This window comes from Cypionkella sp. PAMC25878 (assembly GCF_058135695.1).
Genome location: NZ_CM176871.1, coordinates 481,535 through 492,446 on the forward strand (window position 1 = coordinate 481,535; position 10,912 = coordinate 492,446).

11 protein-coding genes are annotated in these 10,912 nt (G+C 60.6%); 3 read left to right on the forward strand and 8 right to left on the reverse strand.

Annotation, left to right across the window (positions count from 1 at the left end; genetic code table 11):
• Nucleotides 1-36: 36 nt before the first annotated feature.
• The 5 genes from ybeY to miaB all read right to left on the reverse strand — a co-directional run bounded on the left by ybeY (nt 37) and on the right by miaB (nt 4,320).
• Nucleotides 37-537, reverse strand: coding sequence for an rRNA maturation RNase YbeY (gene ybeY, locus ACS5RD_RS02185; RefSeq protein ID WP_489929794.1), 501 nt, complete (start codon nt 535-537; stop codon nt 37-39).
• Nucleotides 538-696: 159 nt separating this feature from the next.
• On the reverse strand, nt 697-1,713 hold the full coding sequence (locus ACS5RD_RS02190) for a PhoH family protein (protein WP_489929795.1): 1,017 nt from the start codon (nt 1,711-1,713) through the stop codon (nt 697-699).
• 190 nt (nt 1,714-1,903) lie between these two features.
• Nucleotides 1,904-2,254 (reverse strand): hypothetical protein, encoded by a 351-nt coding sequence (locus ACS5RD_RS02195; RefSeq protein WP_489929796.1) that lies wholly within the window; start codon nt 2,252-2,254, stop codon nt 1,904-1,906.
• 5 nt (nt 2,255-2,259) lie between these two features.
• A complete protein-coding gene (locus tag ACS5RD_RS02200) occupies nt 2,260-2,802 on the reverse strand; it encodes an OmpA family protein (protein WP_054004478.1) in 543 nt (180 codons plus the stop codon).
• A 219-nt stretch (nt 2,803-3,021) separates the two neighbouring features.
• Nucleotides 3,022-4,320, reverse strand: coding sequence for a tRNA (N6-isopentenyl adenosine(37)-C2)-methylthiotransferase MiaB (miaB, locus tag ACS5RD_RS02205; protein WP_489929797.1), 1,299 nt, complete (start codon nt 4,318-4,320; stop codon nt 3,022-3,024).
• Nucleotides 4,321-4,443: 123 nt separating this feature from the next.
• Here miaB and ACS5RD_RS02210 point away from each other — a divergent pair, with 123 nt between their 5' ends.
• Entirely contained in the window at nt 4,444-5,313 is an 870-nt protein-coding gene (locus ACS5RD_RS02210) for a glycosyltransferase family protein (RefSeq protein WP_489929798.1), read from the forward strand.
• Here the strand turns inward: ACS5RD_RS02210 and ACS5RD_RS02215 are convergent.
• Nucleotides 5,310-6,173, reverse strand: a complete 864-nt coding sequence (locus tag ACS5RD_RS02215; RefSeq protein WP_489929799.1) for an oxidoreductase — start codon at nt 6,171-6,173, stop codon at nt 5,310-5,312. The genes ACS5RD_RS02210 and ACS5RD_RS02215 overlap by 4 nt on opposite strands.
• Nucleotides 6,174-6,254: 81 nt before the next feature.
• Between ACS5RD_RS02215 and ACS5RD_RS02220 the strand changes: the two genes are divergently transcribed.
• A complete protein-coding gene (locus ACS5RD_RS02220) occupies nt 6,255-7,193 on the forward strand; it encodes a LysR family transcriptional regulator (RefSeq protein ID WP_489929800.1) in 939 nt (312 codons plus the stop codon).
• On the opposite strand, the gene ACS5RD_RS02225 is transcribed toward ACS5RD_RS02220, so the two are convergent.
• A complete protein-coding gene (locus ACS5RD_RS02225; RefSeq protein ID WP_489929801.1) occupies nt 7,171-8,130 on the reverse strand; it encodes a hydroxyacid dehydrogenase in 960 nt (319 codons plus the stop codon). The two genes, ACS5RD_RS02220 and ACS5RD_RS02225, sit on opposite strands and share 23 nt — an antisense overlap.
• Nucleotides 8,130-8,936 (reverse strand): HpcH/HpaI aldolase family protein, encoded by an 807-nt coding sequence (locus tag ACS5RD_RS02230; protein ID WP_489929802.1) that lies wholly within the window; start codon nt 8,934-8,936, stop codon nt 8,130-8,132. Before ACS5RD_RS02230 ends, ACS5RD_RS02225 begins: the two co-directional genes overlap by 1 nt.
• Before the next feature lie 104 nt (nt 8,937-9,040).
• Here ACS5RD_RS02230 and iolD point away from each other — a divergent pair, with 104 nt between their 5' ends.
• The gene (gene iolD / locus ACS5RD_RS02235) at nt 9,041-10,912 is read left to right on the forward strand and encodes a 3D-(3,5/4)-trihydroxycyclohexane-1,2-dione acylhydrolase (decyclizing) (RefSeq protein ID WP_489929803.1); all 1,872 of its coding nucleotides are present in this window, start codon (nt 9,041-9,043) and stop codon (nt 10,910-10,912) included.

Sequence of the window (10,912 nt, forward strand, 5' to 3'; positions counted from 1 at the left end):
GTCCTTGTTCCAAAACGCCCCGAGGGGCCGATGCTCTCAGTATGGGTCAGAAAGCCCCAGACGCGCAAGTATCCGCACCTCGGTGGCCTCCATCAGATCACCGTCCGCGGCGCGGATGTGATCATAGCCCAGCAGATGCAACAGACCATGCACGATCAGATGGCTGACGTGATCCGCCATGGGCTTACCCGCCTCAGCGGCCTCAAGCGCACAAGTGTCATAGGAGATCGCGATATCACCAAGGGATTCGGGATCGTCCGCCTCACCCGGTTCCGGCAGATCGGGCACTTCGCCCGCGTCCGCGCCACGTTCTTCCGACGGCCAACTCAGCACATTGGTCGGCTTGGCCTTGCCGCGAAAATCGCCATTCAGTTCCAGAATCCGCGCATCGTCGCAGCCCATCAGACAGAGGGTAAAGCCCACCTCTGGCAAGCCCAGCTCGGCAAAAGCCGCACGCACCGCAGGTTCGGCGAGGGCTTCCAGCCCGAAAGCTTCCCAACGCGCATCTTCAAAGACAATATCAACAAGTGGTTCCATGCCGCCCCATAGCCCAAGCTGGCCTGCCGCTCAAGCTTTCACATTGGCATAAATATCCTGGGGGGAGCCGCAGGCGGGGGGCAACGCCCCCCTCCCGCGCGTAAGCGCTAAAAAAGCTTGCGCGGCACGCGCTCCGTTAGATCACGTGCCGCTGCCAGTTCAAGCTTGGGCTTCATCCCGCTCGTAAGCCTCAATCACGCGGGCCACCAACGGATGCCGCACCACGTCCTTCGAGGTGAAATAGTTGAAGGTCACGCCCTTCACCCCTTGCAGAATCCGCTCAGCATCTTGCAATCCAGACGCCGTACCGCGCGGCAAGTCGACCTGCGTGCGGTCGCCGGTGATCACCATGCGGCTGCCTTCGCCAAGGCGAGTCAGAAACATCTTCATCTGCATGGTGGTGGCGTTTTGCGCTTCATCCAGCACGACAAAGGCGTTCGACAAAGTGCGCCCGCGCATGAAAGCCAAGGGTGCGATTTCGATGCGTTTTTCCTCAAGCAGCTTTTGGATCTGCTTGGCAGGGAGGAAATCGTTCAGCGCGTCGTACAAAGGCTGCATGTAGGGGTCGATTTTTTCCTTCATATCGCCGGGCAGAAAGCCCAACCGCTCGCCCGCTTCCACCGCCGGACGCGACAGGATGATTTTTTCCACCGCACCCGAGATCAGCATGGTCACGCCAACCGCCACCGCGAGATAAGTTTTCCCCGTACCAGCCGGACCAATACCAAAGCCCATCTCATTGGCGAAAAGGTTTTTCACATATTCCTTCTGCGCCTCGGTCCGCGGTTCAATCGGCTTCTTCCGGGTGCGCAGTTCAATGCCGCCGCCGGTAAACATCTCAATCTGATCAGATGCTTCCAGTTTGGTATCTGGCATTGGCCGCCCCATCCGCATTGCGCCGTCAATATCGCCCGCTGCCACGCTGCGCCCCTGCTCCAGCCGCGCATATAAAGACCGCAGCACCGCCGCCGCCTGTTCGCGCGCACCTTTGTCGCCAATGACGGACAAACGGTTGCCCCGTCGCAGCACATGCACCCCCATCTGGTGCTCGATCTGGGCCAAATTGCGGTCAAACTCGCCGCAGAGGCTGATCAAAAGCCGGTTATCGGGAAATTCGAGGACAGTCTCGACAATATCCTCGGAACGGGTCGGGGGCGTTAGCGCGCTGATGCCCAAAGGGATCTCCTTGCGGTTCAGGTGACGTCTATATGCAGTGTAGACCTGCCAAAGACTCTGGCAAGAACAACCTGCATGGTCTTGATATCAAAGTGATGACAGCGACATCTTTGCGCAAGAACCGGGCAATAAAAAAAGACCACGGTATATCCCGTGGTCTTTGCTGTATTTTAGCCTGCGCGCACCGATATTAGCGGTTCGGCACCCAGTCTTTGATCGGTGCCGATGAGGTCTGGTAATTGCCCAGAACCGTACCTGGCGGATAATGGTTGTTGCAGACCGGAAGCCCAGACACCGGATCGTAGCGGCGACCCGAATAGCCTTCGATGCCGTCATCCATGATCCAGCCTTGGCAACCATCAGGGTCATAGGCGATGGCGGCTTCGCCCTCGATCAGACCAGTATGATCCCGGCCCGTGTCCCGCGCGGTTGCAATCACCGTATTCGGTCCCGCCGTGTAGGGCACGAGACCGGTGCCTTCACAGGCGCTGAGGCTGATTGCGGCAAGTGCCAGAAGCGGTAGTGCTTTGAGTTTTGACATGTTCATCACCACTTATAGCAGACGACTTCGACGCGGCGGTTTTGCTGCATCCCTTCGGCGGTTGCATTGGTGGCGCGCGGCTGACGCTCGCCATAGCCAATCTCACGGTCCACCATCGCGCCGACCGAGCGGGCAACAGCAGCCACCGAAGCAGCGCGGCGCTGCGACAGTTTGATGTTGTATTCATCCGAGGCGCGGCTGTCGGTGTGGCCATAGATCGCGTAGCCAAACGCGCCTGCGTTCTGGAAGAAATCGGTCAGGTAGCGGCGGCCATAAGCGGTCAGCTTGGAGCTATCGGTGGCAAACAATGTGTCGGTGTTTTGCACCAGACAGGTGTTGCGCTTCAGACAAACCGGCTTACCAGTCTTCGGGTTAACCCGGTCGAGCATATAGCCTTCGGCGCCGCCATCTGCCCACCAGTGCATACAGCCGTCGTCGTCAACCCAGACGCCCCATTCGATCTTGCCAGCGATCTGCGGCGCGGTCTGTGCCATCGCCCCACTTGCCATCATCAGGCCGACAGCCAGCGCCGCGCCGCCGATTGCCATTCGCACTGCTCTGGAAAAACGCTCCACTGTGGCAGCTCCCCTTTAACCATTCGGAATTCACATAGATATGAGCGAAGGTTTGCCGACGCGACCTTGTGAAGTAAAGCAAAATCTATGGGTTTATGGCTTTTTGAAGACTAGTTGTTGCGTGTTTGGCCATAATTTCGCCACTCAAGTTGCTTTGCCGACAGCGTGGAAACGATGCTGGTTGAGCGCCAATCACGAAATACGCGCGCCTGCCAAAGAGTTGGACGACGAAGCTAAGATTCTCACCCGAACCATCTCGCCAACGCGGCCATTTGGGTCATTCACAAACACCGCGTGCAGGTGATCCGACTTGCCAATCATCTGCCCGGCCTCGCGCCCGGCTTTCTCATAAAGCACCCCAACTTCACGCCCGACCATGGCCTGTTGCATCCCGCGCTGTTGTTCGGTGATCAGCGCTTGCAGGGTTTGCAGGCGGGCATCGGCCAGCGCAGCGTCAATCTCGGGCTTTTCCGCAGCAGGCGTGCCGGGGCGGGCGGAGTATTTGAAGCTATAGGCCATACCATAGTTTACCGTGCGGATCAGCGACAGCGTGTCCTCAAAATCCTGATCGGTCTCGCCGGGGAAGCCGACGATGAAATCGGACGACAGCAGAATATCGGGCCGCGCCGCACGGATGCGTTCGATCAGCCGCAGGTACTCTTCGGCGGTATGCTTGCGGTTCATCGCTTTCAGGATGCGATCTGACCCCGACTGCACGGGCAGATGCAGATAGGGCATCAGCTTTGGCTCATCGCCATGCGCAGCGATCAGATCGTCTTCCATGTCATTAGGGTGGCTGGTGGTGTAGCGGATGCGCTGGAGGCTGTCGACTTTTGCCAGTTCGCGGATCAGACGCGACAGGGTCCAGCCATCGCCATGATAGGCGTTGACGTTTTGGCCCAGCAGCGTCAAGTCGCGCACGCCCTTATCCACCAAACCGCGCGCCTCGGTCAGAATACGCTGCGGATCGCGCGACACTTCCGACCCCCGCGTATACGGCACCACACAGAAGGCGCAAAACTTGTCGCAGCCTTCCTGCACGGTCAAAAACGCCATCGGGCCACGGCTGGCCTTGCGCTCTGGTAGAAGGTCGAACTTATCCTCCAGTGGGAAATCGGTATCGACCTGCGGCGTGCCTGCGCGGGCCATCTCGGGCAGGCGGTGATAGGATTGTGGGCCTACCACCAGATCGACAATCGGCATCCGCCGCATGATCTCGGCCCCCTCGGCCTGCGCCACGCAGCCCGCCACACCGATTTTCACATCGGGTCGCGCCAGTTTCAGCTTTTTCAGCCGCCCCAGATCGGAATACAGCTTTTCGCCCGCCTTTTCCCGAATATGGCAGGTGTTCAGCAGCACCATATCGGCATCTTCGGCGCTGTCGGTGGTGACATAGCCGTCCGCGCCCATGGCCTCGGCCATACGCTCGGAATCATAGACGTTCATCTGACACCCATAGGTCTTGATGAACAATTTCTTCGGATCGGCCATGGCGCACCCCTGTCTGGGCTGTTGATCTATGCCAAACAGGCCCGCTTCGCAACGCCGGGGCTTGCGTTGCAGGGATTGTTAACGGATTCTCCCGCAAATAAGCCAGAGGCATATGGGCAGGGCATGAAGTATACGTCGCTTAATCAGTTTCTGGCCGAGGCCAAGACGGCCTTGGTGAAAGGTCCGCTCGCCTTGATCTTCGCCGAAGACGCGGTAGAGGTGGATACCACCATCCGCCATCATCTTGAGGCTGGCTTTGTCCAGCTTGCCCTGTTTGCCCCCGATGCCATTCCGGTATCGGCAGAGCTCGAAGCGAAAATCCACCGCATTCCCTATGAGGCCCCCACGGTAGAGGCTTTGGTGGAAGCCGTGAATAAGGTGATCGCCGCTGCCCCCGGCATCTGGTTGTATTACTGCTACAACGCCGAATATCTGTTCTACCCGTTCTGCGAGACCCGCACGATCCGCGAAATGCTGGCCTTCCACAGCGAAGAACGCCGCGACGCGATGCTGTCTTACGTGGTCGATCTGTACGCCGATGATCTGAATGTGTTCCCCAATGCGGTGTCACTGGATCACGCGCATATGGATAAATCCGGCTATTATGCTTTGGGTCGGCCTGATGTCGCGAACCACAATTACCCGAAGGAACGCCAGTTGGATTTCTTTGGCGGGTTACGCTGGCGGTTTGAAGAACATATCCCGGTGCCGCGCCGCAAGATCGACCGCATCGCTTTGTTCCGCACCAAGCCGGGGCTAACCCTTCGGTCGGATTTCACTTTGTCGGATGAAGAATATAACACTTACGCTTGCCCGTGGCACCACAACATCACCACCGCCATCGTCAGTTTCCGCACCGCGAAAGCCCTGCGCTCAAACGCGGGCTCTCGCTTTGATATCCATGATTTCAAATGGCACAACTCCACGCCGTTTGATTGGCACAGCCAGCAGTTGATGGATCTGGGGCTGATGGAGCCGGGGCAGTGGTTTTAGGCCAGCGCAGCGATCGCGTTCAGCCGCGCGAGATGGCCTTCGTCCAGCTTAAACCCCGCCGCCGCGATATTGCCGCGCAGATGGCTGCGGCGCGAGGTGCCGGGGATCAGCAGCATGTTCGGGCTGCGCTGCAACAGCCACGCAAGCGCCACAGCCTGCGCGGACTGACCAAGGCTTTGGGCAACCTGCTTTAGCCCGTCGCTTTGCAGCGGCGTGAAACCACCCAGCGGGAAATACGGCACATAGGCGATGCCATCGGCTGCAAGGCCGTCAATCATCGCGTCATCGGCGCGGTGGACCAAATTGTAATGGTTCTGCACGCAAACAATTGGCGCAATGTCGCGGGCGATGGCAAGTTGGGCCGCATCCACCGTGCTGACGCCGATATGCGCGATCAGGCCTTCGTCCTGCATCTGCCGCATCACCTGCATCGGGGCGGCAATGTCATCCTCTGACCCACCCATGCGCAGGTTCACAATCGCCATCTGGTCAAGGCCAAGCCGTTTCAGATTGTCCTCAACCGACTTGCGCAGAAAATCCGCGCCGCGCTCCAGTATCCAGCCGCCCTTGTCATCGCGCCACGCACCGATCTTGGACACCAGCACCAGATTGGCGGCATAGGGGAACAAGACCTCACGGATCAATGCGTTGGTCACAAACGGGCCGTAATAATCGCTGGTGTCGATGTGATCGACGCCCAAAGTCAAAGCCTCGCGCAGCACAGCGCGGGCTTCATCTGGGTCGGCGGGCGGCCCGAAGGCGTGGTGCCCGGCCAGTTGCATGGCACCATAGCCCATGCGATTGACGGAAAGTTCGGTGCCGGGGAAGGTGAAACGTCCGGCGGCGGCTGTCTGGGTCATGTGAATGCTCCTGTTGATCAGCCCTAAATAGCCGTTCGGTAGAAATTGATAATCCGATCAAATCCGAATAGGCTGATCGGCATGTCGAACAATGCCACCTCGCTTGACGATCTACAGGTCTTCCTTGCCGTGACCGAGGCGGGCGGCTTTCGCACCGCCGCGCGCCGCTTGGGGCTTTCGGCCTCAACCGTCAGCGAAACCATCACCCGACTTGAGGCCAATTTAGGTACACCACTGCTGACCCGCACCACGCGCAGTGTGATGCCAACCGAAGCCGGGCGCATCCTTGCCGCCCGGATCGCACCGCTGTTGTCCGAAGCCCATGCCGCGCTGAACGACGCGCAAAGCGCGCAAGGACAGGTGCGCGGGCGGCTGAAACTGAACGTGCCGGGGGCGGTGATGGTGGATATTCTGCCGCCGCTGCTGGATCGCTTTCTGGCGCGCTATCCGCAAGTGCGGCTGGAAGTGGTGGTCGATGATCGCCTTGTCGATATCACCGCCGCCGATTGTGATGCCGGCATCCGCTATGGCGAGCATCTGGCGCAGGATATGATCGCAGTGCCGATTGGGCCCGCCGTGCAACATACTGCCCTTGTCGCCGCGCCGTCGTATCTGGCGGCACGCGGCACGCCATTGCACCCCAGCGACATCACCGCGCATGACTGCATCCGCACCCGTTTTACCAGCGGCGCCTTGACCGAATGGCAGTTTGAGAACGGGCGCGAGGTTATCACGGTTGATCCCCCGGCCAAGCTTCTGCTTACAGTGGTCGCGTCCGCAGCCGCGATCAACTTTGCGATCGCAGGGCACGGGTTGATCTTTGCTTTCCAAAACTGGCTGCAACCGCATCTGGACAGCGGCGCGCTGGTGGCCGTTCTGCCCGAGTGGTGGCCAGAATTTGACGGCCCCCGGCTGTATTTCTCCAGTCGCTTCATGCCCGCCCCGTTGCGGGCCTTCGTGGATCTGGTAGCGGAAGAACGCGCCAAACAGCCCAACCCTAGGCCAAAGCATCCCGGTTGACGATCAGCCCCGGATCAAGCCTGCCGTTGAGGAAATCCAGCACGTTTTGCACCGAGGCCACCGCCATCCGCTCGGCACTTTCCGCCGTCAGCCCGGCGATATGCGGCGTCAGGATCACCTGATCAAAGCCCAGCAGCGGATGATCCGGCAGGGGGGGTTCGGCCTCAAACACATCCAAGCCCGCCGCCCCGATCTGCCCGGCGTGCAAGGCCTGCGCCAAGGCGACCTCATCCACAGTGCCGCCGCGCGCCGTGTTGATCACCATCGCCCCCGGCTTCATCTGCGCCAGTTCCGCCGCGCCAAGCACGGGTCGGTCGGCTTTGGGCAGATGCACCGAAACCACATCAGCCCAATCCAATCCATCAGCCAGTGTCGGCACCGCCGCAACCGCCCCCTCCGGCCAGCCCTGCGCCAGCAGGTAGGGGTCATAGGCGCGAATCTCCATGCCAAACCCCGCAGCCATCCGCGCCAGATGCCGCCCGATCCGGCCATAGCCGAGGATCAGCAGATGCTTGCCGGAAATCTCGCTCGCCTCCAACCGATTGCGCCAGCCCCACGGGCCTTGCCGGGCGCTGGCATCCGCCCGGATCAATCGCTTTGCACAAGCCAAGATCAGCATCATCGCGTGCTCGGCCACCGAAACCGAGTTCACATCCCCGACGATGCACAGCGGAATCCGACGCGCGTTCAGCGCCGCCACATCGACCGCATCATAGCCAACGCCATGGCGCGAGACGATTTTCAACCGCTGCGCCAAGGCCACCGACGCCGCCCCCAGTGGCTGCGTGCGGATCACAATCGCGTCTGCTTGCAGCAAATACGGCTGATACGAGGCCTCAGAAATCTCCTCGATATGATCAAACGTCACCCCCTCCGCCGCGTTGAGCAGCGCCAAGCCAGCCGGGTGCAGCTTGCCCGCCACGACAATATGCGGCATCAATAGGCCCCCTTTTCGGCCTTAACCTCACCCAATGTCAGATCGCGAAACCGCGTCACAGCCGCCCCCGCAGCCGCCGCCAAAAACCGCGCATCGCCACCCACCGTGGTCAGATCAAACCCCCAGCCAATCGCCCGCGCCGCATAATCCGGCGTGCCGCAATGCAGACCCGCGCGCAGGCCATTGGCTTTGCACGCGGCGAGAATCTTCTGAATAGCCGCGATCATCTCGGGTTCTTCGCGGTCAAATCCCGGTGCCAACCGCCCTTCCGCTAGCGACAAAGTCAGATCCGCTGGCCCGATATACAGCCCATCCAAGCCCGGCGTAGCGGCAATCGCGTCCAAATTCGCCAAAGCCTCGGCGGTCTCGATCATCGCGAAGCCAAGGATATTGTCGTTCGCCTCGCCCGCGTAATTCGCCCCAGCCGCAAACGAAACCCGCGTCGGCCCAAAACTGCGCTGGCCCAACGGCGGATAGCGCAGGTAGCTGACGAAGCGCGCGGCATCCTCGGCGGTGTTGACCATCGGGCAGATGATGCCGTAGGCCCCGGCATCCAGCGCCTTCATCACAATCCCCGGCTCGTTCCACGGCACGCGGGCCATCAGCACAGCACCTGACGCCCGCATCGCCTGAAACATCGGCAGCAGGTTGCAATAATCCAGCGCGCCGTGTTGCATATCAATGGTCACAGAATCGAAACCCTGCGCCGCCATGATCTCGGCGGTGAACGGGTTTCCGATACTGCACCAACCATTGATCGCAGGCCTGCCTGCCGCCCAGAGCGCTTTCAGTTTGTTCGCAATCATCGCCATCTCCAGACTTGTTCTGCAATAGTCATTGCGAAAAATCACCATTGTCAATATTCAATCCAAATGCGTATGCTTCGGGCAAGCTTTTGGGAGGAGCCAGCATGTCCAAAGCCACCATTCGCCTGACATTAAGCCAAGCGCTGGTGCGCTGGTTGAAGGTTCAGATGACTGAGATCGACGGCCAGAAAGTGCCGCTGTTTGCGGGCGTGTTCGGCATCTTTGGCCATGGCAACGTGACCTGCCTGTCCGAAGCTTTGGAGGCCGTGCAAGACCGCCTGCCGACATGGCGCGGCCAGAACGAACAGTCGATGGCCCTCGCCGCCATAGGCTTTGCCAAGGCGAAGCGGCGGCGGCAGATTATGATTGCCACCTCGTCGATTGGGCCGGGGGCGTTGAACATGGTGACGGCGGCGGGCACCGCGCACGCCAACCGCTTGCCGGTGCTGCTGATCGCAGGCGACACGTTCAGCAACCGCCTGCCCGATCCGGTGCTGCAACAGGTTGAACATTACAACGACCCGACGCTGACGGTGAATGACGCCTTCAAAGCCGTCACCCGCTATTGGGATCGCATCACCCATCCAGCGCAGATTATCTCATCCTTGCCACAAGCGGTGGCGGCGATGCTGGACCCAGCCGATTGTGGCCCCGCCTTTATTGCCTTGCCGCAAGACACCCAGGAATTGGCCTTCGACTACCCCGAGGCGTTCTTCGAGGAACGGCTGTGGACGATTCCTCGCCCGCGCGCCGACCGCAGCGCTTTGGCGCAAGCCGTGGCACTGCTCAAAACCGCCAAAACCCCGCTGATCATCGCAGGCGGCGGCGTGCGCTATTCTGGGGCCGAGGTTGCGGTGGCCGAACTCGCCGCCCAGCGCGGGATTCCGGTTGTCGAAACCAACGCGGGCAAGGGCGGGCTCACCCACTGCCACCCGGTGCATTGCGGCCCGCTTGGCATCATCGGTTCTACTTCGGCCAATGCTTTGGCGGCTGAGGCGGATGTGATCGTGGCCATCGGCACAAGGTTGCAGGATTTCACCACCGGGTCTTGGACCGCCTTCGCGCAAGACGCCCGGTTTATCTCGATCAACGCGGCCCGCTATGACGCCACCAAACACCGGGCTTTGGCAGTGGTGGGGGATGCTTTGGAAACCGTCACGGAGTTGAACGCGGCCCTAGGCGATTGGCACGCCGACCCCGCTTACCTACCCCGCGCCAAGGCTTTGTTCGCCGCATGGGACGCGCTGCTCGACAGCCACCAAGCCACGACCAACACTCCGGTGCCAACCTATGCCCAAGTCGTCCACCAAGTGAACCTTGCGGCGGGCGAACATGACACGCTGATCTCTGCCGCTGGTGGTCTGCCCGGTGAGGTTGCCAAGGGCTGGCGCGTCAAGGCCCCGCATACCTTTGATCTGGAGTTCGGTTTTTCCTGTATGGGCTATGAGATTGCCGCTGGTTGGGGCTGTGCGATGGCGCAAAGCGGGCCCGGTGCGGTCAGCGGGACGCCCATCGTCATGCTCGGCGATGGCACCTATATGATGATGAACTCTGACATCTATTCCTCGGTGCTGTCGGGTCACAAAATGATCATCGTGGTCTGCGACAACGGCGGCTATGCTGTGATCAGCCGCCTGCAACAGGCCAAGGGTGTGCCCGGCTTTAACAATCTGCTGAAGGATTGCCGTGTGCAAAACCCAAGCGCCCCCCTGCATGTCGATTTCGCAGCCCATGCGAGCGCAATGGGGGCGGCAAGCCGCCATGTCGAAAGTCTGTCTGACCTCGCCGCCGCGCTCGAATGGGCCAAGACCACCGACCGCACCACGGTGATCTCGATCACCACCGACGCCTATGCCTGGGTGCCCGGTGATGCCGATTGGGATGTTGGCGTGCCCGAGGTATCCTCCCGCGACAGCGTGCGCCAAGCCCGCGTCCAGCAAGAACACATCCGCGCCAAGCAGCGCATCGGAGTCTGA

Bases quoted from the DNA above. Each gene is read 5' to 3' on its own strand.
- ybeY (WP_489929794.1), bottom strand. From the start codon at position 537: ATGGAACCACTTGTTGATATTGTCTTTGAAGATGCGCGTTGGGAAGCT.
- ACS5RD_RS02195 (WP_489929796.1), bottom strand. From the start codon at position 2,254: ATGTCAAAACTCAAAGCACTACCGCTTCTGGCACTTGCCGCAATCAGC.
- ACS5RD_RS02200 (WP_054004478.1), bottom strand. From the start codon at position 2,802: ATGGCAATCGGCGGCGCGGCGCTGGCTGTCGGCCTGATGATGGCAAGT.
- miaB (WP_489929797.1), bottom strand. From the start codon at position 4,320: ATGGCCGATCCGAAGAAATTGTTCATCAAGACCTATGGGTGTCAGATG.
- ACS5RD_RS02210 (WP_489929798.1), top strand. From the start codon at position 4,444: ATGAAGTATACGTCGCTTAATCAGTTTCTGGCCGAGGCCAAGACGGCC.
- ACS5RD_RS02215 (WP_489929799.1), bottom strand. From the start codon at position 6,173: ATGACCCAGACAGCCGCCGCCGGACGTTTCACCTTCCCCGGCACCGAA.
- ACS5RD_RS02220 (WP_489929800.1), top strand. From the start codon at position 6,255: ATGTCGAACAATGCCACCTCGCTTGACGATCTACAGGTCTTCCTTGCC.
- ACS5RD_RS02225 (WP_489929801.1), bottom strand. From the start codon at position 8,130: ATGCCGCATATTGTCGTGGCGGGCAAGCTGCACCCGGCTGGCTTGGCG.
- ACS5RD_RS02230 (WP_489929802.1), bottom strand. From the start codon at position 8,936: ATGATTGCGAACAAACTGAAAGCGCTCTGGGCGGCAGGCAGGCCTGCG.
- iolD (WP_489929803.1), top strand. From the start codon at position 9,041: ATGTCCAAAGCCACCATTCGCCTGACATTAAGCCAAGCGCTGGTGCGC.